Genomic DNA, 17,614 nt, shown 5'->3' with positions numbered 1-17,614 from the left:
AAGCAGTATTCATATAGGTGGTGACAGAGATGGCTGGTGATTTTGTATTCCTGTTCGGCGTCTTCGGCGCAGGGGTATTATCGTTTTTTGCACCCTGTATTCTGCCGCTGCTTCCGGTCTATGTCTCGTATCTGTCCGGAAGCCTGGCGGGCAATGTGAATCAGGGAGGGGTGGACACAGGCTCCATGCGGTTCCGTTCGGTATTCATGCTGCGGACGCTAATATTCGTGCTTGGACTGTCTGTGGTCTTCATTACCCTGGGCTTCGGCTCCGGTATCCTTGGCAGTGTCATTTCAAGCTCCAGGTTCATTGCCGTCTGCGGAGCGATTGTCATCTTATTCGGAATCTACCAGACCGGACTGATCAAGATCTCCTGGCTGGAACGGGAAAAAAAGCTGTCCAGTCCCCGCGCAGCACGCGGCGGCTATATCGGGGCCTTCCTGCTCGGCCTGACGTTCAGCTTCGGGTGGACGCCGTGCATCGGCCCGGTACTTGCGGGCATTCTCAGCATCGCCGCTGGGGAAGGCTCCCCTGCCTACGGAGGGTTCCTCATGCTGCTGTACACGCTGGGTCTGGCGATTCCTTTTCTCATACTATCCGTCTTCTCGGAAGTTCTGGTGCAGCGGATTCGCCGCTTGTACCGGTTCATGGGAGGGATCAAGATCGCCTCCGGCTGTATGCTGATCGCCATGGGGCTGCTGCTAATGACAGACCAGCTGAATACGATTGTGAGCTGGATTCAATAACGGGAGGAGGAATCAGGCATGAAAAAGATATGGAAGTGGATGGGATATATGCTGGTGATTGGCGGTCTGCTGTCGATCCTGGCCGCATGCGGTGCGAAGCCCGATACAGCATCCGGCAAGATGGACTCCCCGGCTGCCATGAGCAAAGGGAAGCCAGCACCCGCATTCGCGTTAAATGATCTGAAGGGCGACCCTATGAAGCTCGAGGATCTGAAAGGCAAAAAGGTCTATGTAAAATACTGGGCCTCCTGGTGCTCCATCTGTCTTGCCGGTCTGGAGGACCTGAATACGCTGGCCGGACAGGAGAAGGATTTCCAGGTGGTATCGATTGTAACTCCCGGCTACAAAGGCGAGAAATCTGCCAAGGAGTTCACGGACTGGTTCAGCAAGCAGTCGTATGACAATCTGACTGTGCTGCTCGATGAAGACGGGACATGGGCTAAGGAGTTTCAGGTACGGGCATATCCCAGCTCTTTTTACATCGATGAAGAAGGGCTGCTGGTAAAATCCCTCCCGGGTCATGCCTCCAACGAGCAGATTAAGGATACCTTCGCGGGAATGAGCTCCGCCTCAGCCGCCGCTCCGGTTCCAGCGGTCAAGACCGCAGCTATAGCCGAGAAGGATCTGCGTAGCCTGTACCTGGCGGGCGGTTGCTTCTGGGGCGTGGAAGCGTATATGGCCCGCATTCAAGGAGTTCAGGACGTCACCTCCGGCTATGCCAACGGGACAGGCGAGAATCCGACCTATGAGGATGTTATTCGCGGGGACCGGGGGTTCGCGGAGACTGTGCATGTGAAGTATGATCCGAAGCAGGTCACCCTGAAGCAGCTCCTGGAAGCTTACTTCAAGGTCGTTGACCCGACCAGCCTGAACAAGCAAGGCAATGACCGGGGCATTCAATACCGGACAGGAATCTACTATGCGTCCCCGGAGGATGTAGCAGTTATCCAGCAGGCTGTAGCGCAGGAGCAGACCAAGTATGACAAGAAGATCGTAACGGAAGTCCTTCCTCTGGAGAACTACTATCTGGCGGAGGAATATCATCAGGACTACTTGGCGAAGAACCCGAACGGGTATTGCCACATTGACTTAAGCATCCTGGATGAGCAAGAGCCGGTTATCGATCCGGCCCAATACCCGCGCCCTTCCGACGCAGAACTGAAGGAGCGGTTAACCGCCGACCAATACGCGGTAGCCGTCAATAATGACACCGAGCGTGCCTTCAGCAACGACTATTGGGATAACTACGAGTCCGGCCTGTATGTCGATATCGCCACGGGTCAGCCCCTCTTCTCCAGCAAGGATAAATACGATTCCGGCTGCGGCTGGCCGAGCTTCACGAAGCCGATTACCCCGCAGGTCGTCACCTATGATACGGATACCAGCTTCGGCATGGAACGTACCGAGGTCCGCAGCCAATCCGGCGACATCCACCTGGGCCACGTCTTCGACGACGGTCCCGCAGATCGCGGCGGCAAGCGCTACTGCATCAACAGCGCCTCTATCCGCTTCATCCCTCTGGACCAGATGGAGGGGGAGCATTACGGGTATTTGACGGGGTTGGTGGAGTAGATTAAGCGGAATCGTACAGATGTAAGGTGCTTATCATATAACAAGAATCGCCCTCCATTAGCTCATAAGCTGAGCTGTACGGAGGGCGATTCTTGTCTATTTACTTGCGCCGATGAGCGAGCTTAACCGCTCCAGCAGATCGCCGCCGCCCGTAACCGAGATAGAACCGATCCGGTCGCATATTTTCTCAAGGAATTCCAGCTCCTTGAGCCGGAACAGCGTCTGGTTCTCGTCCATCAGCTTCGCCGTATTCAGCAGGCTGCGTGTCGAGGCTGTCTCTTCCCGGCGGGTGAGCAGATTGGCCTGGGCTTTTTTCTCAGCGAGCAGTACGGTGTTCAGGATGTCCTTCATGTCTCCCGGCAGAATCACATCCTTCACCCCCGCCCCGAGGAAGCGCACCCCGAACTCTTCTTCCTTCTCCCGGATACGTTCGAGGATGAACGTCGCCACATCCTCCTTCTGCTTCAGCAGATCGTCCAATCTCAGCGTCCCGACATACTCCCGCAGCAGGAGCTGAAGCTGGATGTGAATCTGCTCATCGAAATCCTTCATCTCCAGCACACGGTGCGGACTTACGATCCGGTACTGGCAGACGAAGTTCAGGCGCAGCGTAACCTTATCTTCGGTCATCATCTCCTGGCCGAGCAGATCCATCTGCTGCTGTCTCAGATCGACCTTCTTGGTCAGCACCGAGACCGGTCCCTTCCAGAAATAATACTTACCCGGCGTAAGCTCCCGCTGAAGCGTATGATCATAGAACAGGAACCCCAGCTCGTGGCTGGCGATTTCGCAGCTCTGTACATACGGCGTAAGCCTCGCGATGATTGAGCGGTCAATTCCGGCGGGCAGCTCCGGCACACGGATGTCCGTGTGGACGAAGGTATGCTTCCTCAGCAGATTCCAATACGCATACACCCCCGGCTTCAGCAGCTGCATGAATTGACCATCCTCATAGTGCAGCACATTCTCATGATCCTGTACCCGGACCACCTCAAGCTCCCGCAGGAGTTCATCATCCTGTAAGAACAGCTGCAGGTCCTTTCCGCCAGCGCTAAAAGGCTTAGCAATATCCAGCACCAACACAGTATGCTGCGACCAGGAGAAATAACGGTAGGTTCCCGGCAGCAGGCGCTTCACATAACTTCCCTTATGAAAGAGCAGACCGCGCTGGTCCGCTTGAATCGTGATTGGCTTCAACATAGTATGTATTACCCCCTTCATGATTGGACCAATGGAAGACAGAATCCCGCTGCGGACCCGGACGGAATCACGCTTGAGACAGCCGATCTGCCGGGAGATCCGGGAGGACTACTTGAGACCTGAGCTGACCCAACCTTCAGCCAGCCTTCGTTCCCTTCTGTCCTTACCTTAGTCTCCGCAAGCTTCCCTGCTGCCGGTATCCACGGATTACAAAGCCCTGCCACAGTAGCGCTAGACCAGCCGCCAGGGATTCTGTCCATTGGTTTCCTTACTCAGATTGTGCTTCAATTGTGGCTCGATGGAAATCGAGTAGTGTAACCAACGTCGCTGTGAAGGCGATCGGGGAATCGAACCCCTTTTCTGCTCTTACCGCAACGGACCGTACAGGATACCGTAACATACATGCCGGCACTGCGGGATCACCAGAGATCCCCGCCTCGTTACGTCCGCCCGGATAAGAACCGGATGTAGGATCAACGCGCCCGGCGTTATCTTACAGGGTCTATCATCGCTGATATCCAGCGGGGCGAACATGGCGGAAGTATTACGATGGGAGAAAAAATTTCCAGGGGGGATTTTAAGAGGCACAGGAAAAAGCCCAAGAGCAGGTGTCGGCCTGCTTTTGAGCTTGGGTAGGGGATTTGGTTTGTGTATTAAAAATTACTACAAAAAAATAGACCGCCCTCACCAAAGGAATCGGTCTATTCTTTGACTGCTATTCCGAAAGCCACCGCCCTTAAAAGTGGATATTGCTCCGAGAGTCGTGTATCGAGCACGGCTCTCTTTTTTCATTATCTGGTTGTGTTGATTCTCTCTTTCCACAAAAAGAATCAGGCCACCCCGGCCAACGGTAAGCGTCCTATTTCAATGGATAACCTTTAGAAGCCGCCGCCCTTATAAACGGCTATTGCTCCGAGAGTCGTGTTACCAGCACGGCTCTCTTTTTATTATACTTTCTCCTGCCTATTGCACCGCTCTCTTAGAATTTCTCATTAGCCCGAGCCCACTCTTCCGTGCCTGGCCTCCTTGTTTTCTTTACTCAATCCGTGAATTAAAAATCACATAATCCGGCGCTGTGGGCACATTAATCGTGAATGACAAGGCTCCTGCCTTGGGAGTCGGCTGCGAAGGCCCGGGAAGCTGCCGGACTACGGCCTGTCCTTGGCTGTCCACAGCGACCAACTCCAAGCGGGAAGCACCCTTGGGAATGACAAACCCGGAAGCATTAATCACACTGAGACTCAGCCGGAAGCCCTTGCTATCAGCAGACTGCGTCAGTAGTGTCGGATAAAAGGGATTGTGGTGCTCCCCTCCCAAATCTCCAAACGGGGTCACGCTCTGCCAAGACTTGGCCTGCGGCAATTCCGTATCTCCCCGGCCCTGCACTATCAGTACTTTGAGTCTGAGCACCTTATACATGTTCTCCCATTTCACCTTCTTTAGCCCAGTGAGGATCGGGTTCATGGGCGCAAACAGTACGCCTTCCAGCAGTTGTGGGGATGTCCCCAGCGCTATTGTACTGCCGTCTTTGGTTACCGCAGTGGCCTGTCCGGCCCGCAGTTTCCCCACACTCTCCCCAAGAAGCGATACCGTGGTGCTCTTTGTGACGGCATCATACGTCAGCTGTGCACCCAGCGCACCTGCGAACGCACGGACAGGTACCATCAATTTGCCTGCCTGTATATAGGGCGCCAGCTTACCTGGAAACAGCACATATTGGCTATTGATCAGCAGCGGACTAATCTGGTTCCCCACTACCGGTGCGGCCTGCGCCGGAGCCGCCGTATATATGACCGGCAACAGACCGGCGCACAGCAGCATAATCAAGGTTTTCATAGCCAGCCGAAAGAATGGATGATGGCGATCATTCATAATTGTTCTCTCCCTTTGTCGTGAATAATTTGAATAGAATTAAATGCCTAGTGTCTACTCCGTCACTTCAATTAGAAAAGTTCGATCTGCAAAGCCTCCACGTTCCTCAGCTTTCTTTGCCCTTACCTTCTCTAGATCTTCAGGCAGGATCTTATGTATTTGAGCAAGAGCATGAACCACCTCAAGGATATCGGCCAGCTCTTCCACCGCCTCTGCATCACCAGCAGCTTGATTATACTCTTCTACCTCTTCACGAAGCTTCTTTTTCAATTCAGAAACATAGGATTCGTACTCCAACGTTATGCAATTACAGTCCTTACCCGACTCTTGAATAATCTCAGGGATTTTGTCGCGAACAAGCTTGTTGTAGATCGTCATTTCATTCAGCTCCTTTTCTTGATTTTGTCCACATGAAGCTTACGAATCTCAGCATCGGTGATGTTGGCCTGGACCAAATAATCATATATAGTTTGGGCCAGTGCCGCAGAAATAGGAGGCTCAGGGTTCCCCAACTTCAAACTGATCAGCTTCCTAGAGATAAACTCACTTAATTCCACATCATACACAACCATTTCGTCCGAGTGAATCTTCCGTAGCTCCGGGTCAATACTGAAGCGACATCTCATCGTGAATGAAATCATAGAGATGTATTTTACGGCAGCTACATCTTTTAGCAGACTCTCAATGGCCTTGATATGCCCATAGTTCTGCTTCAGCGGATTATACATCTTATACCGGTTACTCACCGACCATTGCTGATCCGCCCGCCCACCTTTAATTTCTCCAATGTAGTTTTTCGTCTCAATAACAAATACGCAATATGGGGAAATAACAACATGATCAATCTGGGCGTAGCCTGTTCTAGATTTGGGATTAGGGAGCAGCAGATCGCTTAAGAATTTACAGTCCTTAGGTAGCTGGTCAAGCTGAATGTTAACTTTATGCTCGCCTAGCTGACCAATTCGGGTGGGAGCAACCTTGGGCTTAGCCTTTGGAGTATGTGCCTTATGTAATGCCTGTGGCGGCTTAGAATCTGATTTTCGGAAGAGTGCCCTTAATGCCTCAAACATAGCCCAACCTCACATCCTCTGGATTTACAATATATATGGTAATTCGACAATATGGGAAGGATTCCCTTCCATTAGTGAGCATAAGAAAAGGACTGTCGCGTGAACAGCCCAAACATGTGTAAGCTTATATTTTTATCGTATCTTATTCCGAGAGAACAGAAGGAGCAGTAAAGGCATTTGCAAGCTGCATTCCATCCTTGAGCCCCTGTAGATATAGACGTTCATTAAGAACGGCTTGCTTTAATTGAAGCTTATTCTCCCAATCCTCAAATTGCGGCATACGTGCAATATCTATGGAGTCGAACAACGCCTGAAACGCCTCGTTCTCTTCTTCAAAAGCTTGTCTAGGCTCCGACTGATATTCTATTTGTGCAGTCACTTCGTCTAAGCGTCCCTGAATCGTCTGTATAAACCATGCCGGAAAACTCACTGCATCTCCCCCAGAACAGAAGTTTAAAAGCAAACTCTCTGAATATCCGTTCTTCTCGTGATACATCCGATTAATAAGTTCATCCACTTTACGACTCTGAGTCTGAAGTGCCTCATTGGTGCTTAACGGAATTCCTTGCTCCATTAGTTGCTGCCCGAGTTCGTCCAACTTGCGCTTCTCCTCCTCGTACTTGTGCATTAAATTGTGCATTGCATCCTCACCTTTCTGGCAAAGCTATAGTTGTAGACGATGTATAAAATTTTTAATGCGTTTATCGGTTTATTTTATTTTAATTCGATATTCGCATTAAAACAACTCCTACCTCGCATACAATTCAGTTAAATTGTGAGGTGACACGGAAATGAGACATCGCAAAGAGCCCCCTGGTGACAAAAACATCATTGGGAGCCGAGTTGTATCAATTCGCAAAGCTAATAAAATGAAGCAGAAAGATTTTCTTGCTCGGTTACAAACCTTTGGATTGGACATTAGCCCGACCAGTTTATCAAGATTGGAAGGTCAACATAGGCTTGTACAGGATTATGAAGTGGTGGCTGTTGCGAAAGCACTGGAGGTTTCGGTTGGGGAGTTGTTGGGAGATAGTGAAAAGAAATAAAGATAACTCTACTTACTGTTTACTGCAGAATTAAAAATACTGATTTAATCTTTCAACATTGAGGCAAATATATTCCTTCTTTAAGAATTCTATTTGCTCTTTTTTCATAGCTATAGTCATTTGATTTGTTCATTTTCACGCCTTGAAAATGAGATATTTTCCCAAAAATACTTAATTTGATATAATTAGTTATTCAGCATAACAAATCGATTGACCTACATGGATAACTTTACAACTCCTATGATTTCAAAAGGCTTCATAGCCAAATAATCGCTTTATACATCTTATATATTGAAAATCATACCTATTCATCTCCCCTTTTGATACGAACATATGTATGCTATAATTGTACAAGTTAATAAAATGTCGTTGTACGTTCATAAAAAAGGGGCGTAATGTAAGAAGATTTTCATAAGGTCTAGATCCTAGAGAGTACGTATATCAAAAAAGCGTTTTCTATTGGGTGGATTGGACTTAAATCTATGTTTTCAACTAATTTATAAAACCCAAAATAAACATGTTTTCCCTTTGATCATTTCATAAGAGATCAAATTTAATTCATTTTAAATTTTCATTAAACATTAAAATACAAGTCAAAGTCTTGTATAATAATCACAAGAAAACTTGTTAATAAGGATCAAATACTCTGGTATTAATGAAAGTTAAGTACAGAGAGAATTCTCGCACTAAACCAGAGAAAGTTCACGTTAAAAGTTAGCATAAGTTGCTAAAACTAAAGTTTTAAGTTTGCCCACTATTAATAATAAATAAAGTTTCTTTGAGGTGTGAATATGCAAACACAAGAATTACTTCATAAAGCAATTTCCAAACCTGTTGGTTCAGAAGATTACAGGGATTATAAGACTATCTTGTTTAAAGAATGCGAAAGAGAGTTGCAGAATTTTGAACCGCTGAGTATTGGCGAGACAGCCCTTAACCCTATTCAAGTACTTGACTTTTTTAGCGGTGCAGGAGGAACTTCTCTCGGATTCGCTGCAATAAACCGTCTTTACCCAGTTTTCCGTTTTCTTGGAGGTTGCGATATTAATTCAATGTCTGCCGCTAGTTATAGTAAAAACTATGGAACCCCATTAATAAATGAAGATATTCTTGAAATTTCTAAAAATAAAAATAGTATTAGGAGCTTTTTAGAAAGTATAGATTTTAATCCTAAACTTCCAACAATACTAATTGGTTGTGCTCCATGTCAGGGATTCTCCTCTCATAGAAAAACACGATGGGATGAGGAAGACGATGATAGAAATAACCTAGTAGTGGCTTTCTCTCGTATTGTTTCAGAAGTGAATCCCGCCGTCTTTATCATGGAAAATGTCCCTGAATTTCTATCTAATAAGTATTGGAAATATTTCAGTAAAGCTAGATCAACTTTTCTTGATGCAGGTTATACAGTAAAGCAACACATTCACAATGCAGCCGAATTTGGTGTGCCCCAGGCACGTTTTAGATCGATCGTTATTGGAATGAAAAAAGAATTTTTGTTGCCTGAGGGCATATATACACCAGATTCATTTAAGACCGTACGAGATGCAATAAGTTCCTTAAGTACAATTGCTGCGGGTGAAACATCCCAAGAAGATTGGATGCATAAGGCTGTTGCCCATAAGCCAAGTACTCTCGAAATAATTAGGAAGGTGCCTCATGATGGCGGTAAATTACCCCAAGGAATTGGCCCGGAGAGCTTAACTAGGATTAAAGGATTTTCAGATGTTTACGGAAGACTTAGTTGGGATAAACCTTCTATTACAATTACTCATTATGCCCGGAATCCTGCAAGCGGACGATTTACACATCCTGTTCAAGATAGAGGGATTACCGCAAGAGAAGCTGCTCGCCTTCAGAGTTTCCCAGACGGTTTTACATTCGAAGGGAAATTTGATGACATTTACCGTCAAATTGGAGAAGCTGTCCCTCCGCTTATGTCATGCGGCATTGCGTCAAGCGTTTTGATTGAATTTCTTTCATGTGAACCAACCGAAGCTCAATTAAGTGCTGGTATTCAACCTCAAGATTTACCCGTGAGCAATTCTTACTCGAATGTTATTTCAGATGTTAAAAGTAAAAGGGGGGGCAAAAATGCGGTTAACTTGTGTTGATAGCTTTTCAGGTGCAGGAGGCCTATCATTAGGTCTTCAGCAGGCCGGACTTGAAGTACTACTTAGTTTTGATATTGAATCTAAATGTATCGATACAATTAATAATAATAACAAATACTTCTCACACCCTGCGATAAGTGCAGACATAAAGGATATGCTCGGAGGACGGTTGTTAAACGAGATCGGTTTAAGACAAGGTGAACTCTTTTTACTCGCAGGCGGGCCACCATGTCAAGGGTTTTCCGTTCAACGTATTGGCGAAGATCTTGACAGCAGAAATGATCTTGTTCTTCAATACGGAAGCCTCATCGACGAAGTTCGACCAATGTTCTTCGTAATGGAGAATGTATCAGGCCTACAAGGAAAACGAGGTAAAGCAACTCTTACTGAACTGATACGCCATATGGAGGACATCGGCTATGTAATTCATAAGGAACTTATAAATGCAGAAGACTATGGCATACCTCAACGCAGGAAGCGCATTATTTTGGTTGGAGAAAGACGAGATATAGGCTCAGAGTATACTTTCCCAAAACCAACGGGCAAACGGCAGACAGTACGTGAAACAATAGAGTTCTTACCCGAGCCCCCAAAAGATGGAACTACTCACCCTGACTACCTTCATCACAGGAGAGATCGACTTTCTGATAAAAATATTCAACGCCTCATGGTATTGAAACAAGGCCAGGGACGTGATCACCTACCTGATGATTTATTGGCAGATTGTCATCGGATCGATAGTGCAATTATAGGCCACCGAAATGTATATGGCAGAATGTCATGGGACGATGTAGCACCTACTATTACAGCACGTTTTGATAGCTTCACTCGGGGAATGTTCGGCCACCCAGAGCAATTGAGGAGCATATCACTTTGTGAAGGAGCTTTATTGCAGACTTTCCCAATCGATTATAAGTTTTCTGGTACAAAAGTTGAAATTGCTCGACAGATAGGAAATGCAGTCCCTCCAACACTCGCAAAAATAATTGGTGGAAGCATTATAGAATATTACCTTAGAAAAGAGGTAAAAGCTTGTGTCTTATCAGGTAATTATTAAAAAATATTTATCAAGCCTCCAACAAGATTATCAAGACTCATTATCAGGTAATCAACATACTGCCGAGCTCTCTTTCAGGCCTCCTTTGGATACTATGTTTAGAGAGCTGGCTACTGTTCTTAACGGAAATCCAAATATTGTAGTTATACTAGAACCTAAGAACCAAGCTCGTATGGGTAGGCCTGATTGGCGAATGCATGACAGAAATACTCTAGGTGTATACGGATATATTGAAGCTAAGGGCTTAAGCCAGAATACTTTTGATATTGCACCGTATGAAGAGCAATTTAATCGTTACCTTTCATTAGGACACAAGCTAATAATTACTGATGGCATTGACTTTGTTTACTCATTTACTGATGGCATGAAACCAAAAGTTGTTTCATTGATTGATAAATCGCTTATACTTCAGTCTGATTGGTCTTCTATTACTCCAAATATAGAATTCGAGCACATGATGCGTAGATTTTTTTCGGAACCATCGCCTCAGTATTATGACGAAGGATCTTTGGTGGAGCAAATTGCAATCAGAACACGTTATCTCTCAGATGAAATACTTCGTTTTTCGTCAATTCCATTAGATGAGGCAATGGATACTGAGGAGAAAAATGCAATCATTTTGTTAGATGGGTTAAAACAATTAGTTTATAACCATAACGATTCTAATATGCGTTTTGACAGTGTGTTTGCAGATTTTGCAGCTCAAGTCATTATGTTTACAATTTTATTTGCACATCGAGTTGAATGTACTGATGCTGATTCAGCAGTAGAAAAAGAAAGAAAAATTAGAGAGTACCTGTCCCGTGAAATTGTGGAAGGACAAGTTCTTCGCCCATTCCTTACTATCATTCATTATATAAATAACCAAGAAGATGAGAGTAGTTTCATTCTTTCCTGGACTGATGAGTGTATAAGCTTCCTATCATTCGTTCACATGACTGAACAACAAAGACAACATCCTGATTATCATAAGCTGTTTGAACTATTTTTGTCTAAATTTGATGCTCGTTCTCGCTTTGACTATGGTGCGTTTTATACCCCCATTGAGCTAGCTGACTTTATAGTTAGATTTACCGAAACTATCACAAAACGTTCTTTTGAAGGAAATAGTATTTTTTCAGACGGGAACATAATTATTGATCCATGTTGTGGAACTGGATCATTTCTTGAAAGTATCAGAAGAAACGATGCGAAAAAGGGAGCTTACTTGCTGTGCGGCTATGAAATATTACCCGCTCCATATATGCTTGCGAATTACCGAATGGCGATACTTGATACAGAGATTAACGAATCACGTTCCCACAATGAATTGTTACTAGCTAACACATTAAGCAACTACCTATTTGGTACGCCTGTAAACCCCCTTACGGTTGAGGGATATGAGTTAAATAGAGCTTACGAAATAGCTTCAAGGCCTATAACTCTTGTCATTGGAAACCCTCCATCCTCAGATTCATCGAAGATTAACACAGGAGATGATTTTTCTGTAATCCTGGACCTTATGGATGATTTTAGACCACCGGTTCAAAAACGTCATTTACGCCAGAATATTCAAAAGCAAATTAACAATCCTCACTTACAATTTTTGCGTTGGGCCTGTGAGAAACTTGATACTGCTCAAAATCATTCTGTTTTAGCATTAATTGTTCCCTCTAGTTTTCTTGAAGCCGATTCTTACAAGTTTGCTAGAAAGTACATTATTGAACATTTTTCTAATATGTGGATTATATCGATAGATGCTGATGCAAGAGCCGGCATTCGTTCAGATAGTTTATTTAATACCCAACAAGGACGAGCTATACTTTTTGCAACGCGTCGTTATGAGGAAACTTTGGGAGTAGAAAAATATAGGTACTATGATCTCTCCCGGTTTGCAAAATCAGATAAAACAAAAACACTTGCGAAAAGTGCTGATGAAATTTTTGGAATGCTCACTGAACATGATATAGACGAAGCTAGTTATAGCTTATGTCCATCGATACCTTTTAATCATGAAATTTATTCTTCATTTTGGCCTGTAAGCAACGAAAATGATGAGATTTCGATCTTTCAGCAATATTGTTCTGGTATAAAACTAGCCCCAACTAGTATCTTCACGCACTTAAAAGCACCTATGCTGAAACGGAGAAGCAAGGAAATTATGTTCCGGGGGAACGCTGCTGCTAAAGAGTGGATGGCGCATCAAGATAAACCTCCTAAAGACGAGGAGATAAGTTTCTTTGCCAATGAATTGATTTCTCACGGAGATCCGCAAGCCGTTGACACTTTGCTTAACGCCAATATTGTAAATTATGCTTTTAGACCTTTTTTGACTATGAAAGCATTTTTATGGCAAGACCTATTACACAAATTTAGTCGAGTTGGTGGTGGTGGGACTCGCAGAAGACCCGAAATTAGTGCTGCATTCAGTGCAAAAGGAACTATCGGATTTGCACTTTCTCATTCCCCTAAAGACCAAAAGGATAGGCTTAGACAATTTGCTTCTTTTTGTTGGTACCACCCTGATAATGATTTATGTAGAAGAGGCAATTCTTATATTTACCTTAACCAATATCCTGTGAAGGGAACACGAAATAGAGTTATAGAAAACAATATTCATCCTAAATTGGGAGTGCTCTTATCTCAATTATTAGCAGTCCCTATAAATAATATAGCAACGGAGATGGTATTTTATACTTTTGCCGTTCTTTGCTCCCAAGTATATCTGGACGAGTTTGAAGGTGCTTTGTTTACAGTAAATCGTGCTGATATGCGTCCACGAATTCCTATTGTTAATGATGCCGATGTATTCCGTCGATTAAGTTCGCTTGGACAACAGGTAGCGGAACTTGAAAAACGAGACTACTTTCCAGCAAATCATATGGGCTTTGATTATGAAGCTATTCAGGCAGAAATTCCAGAGGGATTCAAATTAAAACTCCTGGATCATCTTTTCGATGAAGAGCGAGAGATTTTAATTCTTACGGACGGATTAACTAAAGTTGAGATCCCCTGCCCTTCTTACATTCAGAGTATCAATATTGCTGGTTATGATATCATTAAAAACGTTTGGATGAAATTTAACTCTTATAACTTTACCCATAGTGTTTTTTCACCAAATGACGTTATAGATTTGCTTAATTTAATTAATAAATTAATTGAATATGTATCTTTGGTTGGACAAATTGACGTAGTAATTCACGACATTATTGAAGGGGCCTACCCACTCTTATTACCTACTGAGGGTAAATCCTAAGAGAATTAAACGCCAATGGTTGATGTTTATGATAAAAGAACGCGCTATTCTATCATGCAAAAGATAAGGTCCAAAGGTAACAAATCAATCGAACTACATCTGATTCACTTGTTTAAGGAACACAGCATAACCGGATGGCGACGTAACTACCCGGTGAAAGGACATCCTGATTTTGTATTTTAGATCGGCAGATTGCTACTTTTGTTGATGGGTGCTTTTGGCATGGACACACTTGTCGAAACACACAACCCCAAGAAAATGTTGAATATTGGGATGAAAAGCGTTCGCATAATATCTTACATGATAAAAAAGTCATAAATATTTTCAATAGCTGTGGCTGGACTGTCATTAGAATCTGGGAGTGCGACCTAAAAAAGAAAAATCAATATCAAACTATGCTCCGACTTAAAGAATCTATTGATAACAAAAGGTATTTTTCTGATACTCATAATTTCTTTTGGCAGCCAAAATGTAATTGTTAAATCTCAAGCGTTCTTTATACTCTATGTTGACCAAGAAAAATAAAGAAGACGTACAGGAATTCCCTGGCGTCTTCTTTGCTTTTTTTTGAGTCTGGTCACAATACCTTCGAATTCAGGAAAACCATGAGCTTGGCCTTAGGGCGTGTCTTAAAACTAATTTTTGATATGGTCTTCATTTTTGGTTTTTCAATATTCGTTCGCTACTTTTGTTCTAGAACCATATTTAGAGTTGAAATTCCGAATTGGAGCTGGTAACTGCCTTTGAAGTTATTGCCTTCACAAAGGTTTCTTTACTAGTTTGGATCGCTAGTTCTTTTAATTTGTCTTTCCCTTTAATAATGAAAAAAGGTGTGCCAGTAACATAATAATTCGAAAAATTGTTCGGTGTTATTTTTTCGCCTGTGATAGAGTAACTGGTAACTTTTCCGATTTCCAACTCAACTTCACTGGCAGATACGTTTTCGTCAGTTACTAAATAAATTTGGTCATTCCATTTTAAGATAGGAGCTGCGTTACTTTGAGAGGATTTAATCTCTGTAAAGGAAATATCCTTCTTTGTTGTATTAGATTCTTGAGAATTTGAGCAAGCGATCAATAGTAATAATAGAGAAATCCCTATTAATTTTTTCATGTTATTCCTCCATAGAATCTTTATTTTCTTCATCCCCTCAGATGATGATAAAGGCATTTGGGGGTATCAAAAACGATGGACAAAAAGGCGCTCCTTCGAGAACACCTTTTTGAATATAGTTTATTTAAAATAATTCTCTAGCTTACTGATTATTTCAGCATTGCTGGTTGAATACTGACGTAGTCTATTCTTTGTAGCCTTACCGTCAAATAAGGAGATATTCATTGTGTTATATATATCAATCCCGAATCTAGCCTCCTTATTTACATATATCCGAATGGTATACGTATAGGGATCAAACTTAATTTTTCTGTCATGTGCATTCTTCAAGTCTAACTTATCGAACTCAGCTATGATCTTATTTATTTCTTCCCGATTTTCAATTTTAATTTCATCTTGAGTAACTTCAACACCTGAAGATCTTTGGGTGATATAAATGGTGGATACTTCATTAACATTAATTTTATCAGTTACTACTTTCTTAAAAGAAGTCGTCTTCTGAGCATTATATACAAAAACAGATGCAACCAAAATAATGATTAAAGCCCCGATTCCTATAAGGTACTTGGTTTGTTTTTTCATTATAAATTCTCCTTCTTTATCGCTTGATTACATTCATGTTTCCATCAGCCACCCTCTTCCCTTAAAACCCGCAGCACCCGCCCCCTAGCTCTCGATATATACTGCCGAACATGCTGCGTGGGAATATTCAAGAGCTCCCCGATTTGTTGATTGCGGCTGCGAGATCAGGGATTTGCTCTGCTACATCGTTCTTCAAGCCGGTATAGACCTTCCTGGAACGGCGGGTGCGCCTTCGGATATGGTCATAACAGTAATGCTTAATGGTATTGACGACATAAGAGGTAACTTTGCAGCCGCTTAAGGAGCGCAATAGAGATGTTTTGGGGATCAGCTTAATAAAAGCTTCCTGAATTAGATCATCAATGACCTCTTGATCCTTAATAATATTAAATGCTTTCTTTCTCATTAAAGGATAGTGGTTCTCATATAAATTCTTCATGAATGTTCTATCATCATCGGGTTCACAAGCCTTTAGAACGCGAAGTGAAATTTGTAACCCCTCCCCATATAATCCATATTAATTCCATTTTTAATCAATTATACCCTTTTTCCTGGTGATTCGGGCTCGTGAATAATAGGCTGGCGCAGAAAAAAAGAACGCCACGGCGTTCTCTTAATCATTCAGTATCACGTAGCTTCTAATGTCTCTCTATCTTCGATTTCGGACAAACCATGAACTTGGACTTAACAGGACAATGGTGATCACCACCACCGCCCCAAGCAGCATGATGTTCCAGCGGTCAAAGGTCCGGTAGAACAAATCCGGTGAGAGGTACGCTCCATTCTGATACAGTACGTCGTCAATATACCGTGCAAAGGTATGCTTCCCCTGGTCCAGGGTCCAATGTTGCTGACGTACAGCAGCACGAAATGGCTTGTTTGCTCTAATCGCTGAATCCAATACAGCCTCTAAGCTGTCCATTTGCACATAGTAATACTTCTCGCTCAATGCAGGATTTGCATCCTCTGCCGTCTTGAACGGCCGGACATACCGCCAACCCTTCTCATAAGTAGGATAGCTGGTATAGCCGTACCCTAACTCGTAGAATGAGGAGGCTTGTGTTCCTTCCGGAATGGCCTCAATCATCGTACCCTTCGGGATTTCTAAGGCAACAGGAGTTTCGCCGGATGGAAGCTCAGTATAATACTGCAAGGTTACAGGTGCTTCTATACGATGTGTTAAGGAATACGTAGGCTCTGCAGAAATGCCGGGAAAATAGAAGCTATACGTGCTCAGGTCCATTTGCTCCAGCGGAATGCCTTGTCCATAGGGACTGGCAGTTGCCGCAGTAGAGAAGTCCTTACGTAATTGATGGTTGTGATACAATGCGGAACCTGTGCGGTAGACAATAATGCACAAGAGGATAATGACCGTCAACACGGCACACCACGATAGCAATGATCTGGAAGCAGCGGGAACAGACATGTCATTATCCTCCTTATCGGTTCAGTTAAGCTAATTAACCTTTACGGTGAAGCCGGTAGGCTCAGCGTAGTAATCAGGCGTGCAGTACATAACCTTTATTCAAACCCATCCTCAGGCTCCCCCACCTCAAACCCTAATACCTTTGTAGCTTCTGCTTTAAACCTTCCGATCCAAGAATCCCAACCGCTCTGATCCATCTGCGCATAAAATGATAACCCGCTTGGCTCAACGGATGCCTGAATATAAACCTCATCCTCTTCCTGTCCATACCAGTGTGGAATTCCGTCTATGTACCCGATCCAACCAGGCATACGCTCATATAAGTTGGCAACTTTATTCCATACTTCATCGGGTAGATAATACCATATGTTCAGATTGCAATTATGAGAGGTTATTTCATTCATTTGCCTTCCTCCTTAGCCTCCAACCTTCAATTAAGCATCCCTCACATCGTACCATATATTGGAATTCATGTACTACCACGCCTAGCCCGACCAACAGAAATACCCTCATGCTGCACTCCTTCAGACTGATGTCAGGCATTATTTTCAACCCGCCCATTGTAGTGACCAGCGTCAAGT

The 17,614-nt window shown here is 43.8% G+C and carries 16 protein-coding genes; 6 read left to right on the top strand and 10 right to left on the bottom strand.

Going from position 1 to position 17,614, the window contains the following annotated elements:
* Positions 1-29 precede the first annotated feature (29 nt).
* Positions 30-746: a cytochrome c biogenesis protein CcdA gene (locus tag NST43_RS02145; protein WP_076158670.1), complete on the top strand. Its 717-nt coding sequence runs from the start codon at positions 30-32 to the stop codon at positions 744-746.
* Between the two features lie 18 nt (positions 747-764).
* Positions 765-2,318, top strand: coding sequence for a bifunctional peptide-methionine (S)-S-oxide reductase MsrA/peptide-methionine (R)-S-oxide reductase MsrB (gene msrAB / locus NST43_RS02140; protein WP_339222255.1), 1,554 nt, complete (start codon positions 765-767; stop codon positions 2,316-2,318).
* Between the two features lie 96 nt (positions 2,319-2,414).
* Here msrAB and NST43_RS02135 read toward each other — a convergent pair whose 3' ends face one another.
* The 5 genes from NST43_RS02135 to NST43_RS02115 all read right to left on the bottom strand — a co-directional run bounded on the left by NST43_RS02135 (position 2,415) and on the right by NST43_RS02115 (position 7,058).
* Entirely contained in the window at positions 2,415-3,518 is a 1,104-nt protein-coding gene (locus NST43_RS02135; RefSeq protein ID WP_339222254.1) for a slipin family protein, read from the bottom strand.
* Positions 3,519-4,553: 1,035 nt separating this feature from the next.
* The gene (locus tag NST43_RS02130) at positions 4,554-5,390 is read right to left on the bottom strand and encodes a copper amine oxidase N-terminal domain-containing protein (RefSeq protein ID WP_339222253.1); all 837 of its coding nucleotides are present in this window, start codon (positions 5,388-5,390) and stop codon (positions 4,554-4,556) included.
* A 54-nt stretch (positions 5,391-5,444) separates the two neighbouring features.
* Positions 5,445-5,768: a nucleoside triphosphate pyrophosphohydrolase gene (locus NST43_RS02125; protein WP_339222252.1), complete on the bottom strand. Its 324-nt coding sequence runs from the start codon at positions 5,766-5,768 to the stop codon at positions 5,445-5,447.
* 5 nt (positions 5,769-5,773) lie between these two features.
* Positions 5,774-6,460, bottom strand: coding sequence for a nuclease-related domain-containing protein (locus NST43_RS02120; protein WP_339222251.1), 687 nt, complete (start codon positions 6,458-6,460; stop codon positions 5,774-5,776).
* Between the two features lie 142 nt (positions 6,461-6,602).
* Positions 6,603-7,058, bottom strand: coding sequence for a hypothetical protein (locus NST43_RS02115; protein WP_339222250.1), 456 nt, complete (start codon positions 7,056-7,058; stop codon positions 6,603-6,605).
* Between the two features lie 193 nt (positions 7,059-7,251).
* Here NST43_RS02115 and NST43_RS02110 point away from each other — a divergent pair, with 193 nt between their 5' ends.
* The 4 genes from NST43_RS02110 to NST43_RS02095 all read left to right on the top strand — a co-directional run bounded on the left by NST43_RS02110 (position 7,252) and on the right by NST43_RS02095 (position 13,912).
* Complete coding sequence (locus tag NST43_RS02110) at positions 7,252-7,506, top strand: helix-turn-helix transcriptional regulator (protein ID WP_339222249.1); 255 nt, start codon at positions 7,252-7,254, stop codon at positions 7,504-7,506.
* Positions 7,507-8,297: 791 nt separating this feature from the next.
* Entirely contained in the window at positions 8,298-9,620 is a 1,323-nt protein-coding gene (locus tag NST43_RS02105; RefSeq protein WP_339222247.1) for a DNA cytosine methyltransferase, read from the top strand.
* Positions 9,574-10,677, top strand: coding sequence for a DNA cytosine methyltransferase (locus NST43_RS02100; protein ID WP_339222246.1), 1,104 nt, complete (start codon positions 9,574-9,576; stop codon positions 10,675-10,677). Before NST43_RS02105 ends, NST43_RS02100 begins: the two co-directional genes overlap by 47 nt.
* Positions 10,655-13,912 (top strand): N-6 DNA methylase, encoded by a 3,258-nt coding sequence (locus NST43_RS02095; RefSeq protein WP_339222244.1) that lies wholly within the window; start codon positions 10,655-10,657, stop codon positions 13,910-13,912. Before NST43_RS02100 ends, NST43_RS02095 begins: the two co-directional genes overlap by 23 nt.
* Before the next feature lie 705 nt (positions 13,913-14,617).
* On the opposite strand, the gene NST43_RS02090 is transcribed toward NST43_RS02095, so the two are convergent.
* From NST43_RS02090 to NST43_RS02070, 5 genes are all read right to left on the bottom strand, one after another.
* Positions 14,618-15,025 carry a hypothetical protein gene (locus NST43_RS02090; RefSeq protein ID WP_339222243.1) on the bottom strand — a complete coding sequence of 136 codons (408 nt, stop codon included), beginning with the start codon at positions 15,023-15,025 and terminating at the stop codon, positions 14,618-14,620.
* A 120-nt stretch (positions 15,026-15,145) separates the two neighbouring features.
* A complete protein-coding gene (locus NST43_RS02085; RefSeq protein ID WP_339222241.1) occupies positions 15,146-15,607 on the bottom strand; it encodes a hypothetical protein in 462 nt (153 codons plus the stop codon).
* 127 nt (positions 15,608-15,734) lie between these two features.
* A complete protein-coding gene (locus NST43_RS02080) occupies positions 15,735-16,046 on the bottom strand; it encodes a sigma factor (protein ID WP_339222240.1) in 312 nt (103 codons plus the stop codon).
* Positions 16,047-16,256: 210 nt separating this feature from the next.
* Entirely contained in the window at positions 16,257-17,033 is a 777-nt protein-coding gene (locus tag NST43_RS02075) for a hypothetical protein (protein WP_339222239.1), read from the bottom strand.
* Positions 17,034-17,128: 95 nt separating this feature from the next.
* The gene (locus NST43_RS02070; RefSeq protein ID WP_339222237.1) at positions 17,129-17,437 is read right to left on the bottom strand and encodes a hypothetical protein; all 309 of its coding nucleotides are present in this window, start codon (positions 17,435-17,437) and stop codon (positions 17,129-17,131) included.
* Between the last annotated feature and the right edge of the window lie 177 nt (positions 17,438-17,614).

Origin of the sequence: Paenibacillus sp. FSL H8-0332 (assembly GCF_037963835.1) — a bacterium.
Taxonomy (GTDB): Bacteria; Bacillota; Bacilli; order Paenibacillales; family Paenibacillaceae; genus Paenibacillus_AQ; species Paenibacillus_AQ rhizoplanae.
This window is presented reverse-complemented; position numbering and strand designations above follow the sequence as displayed.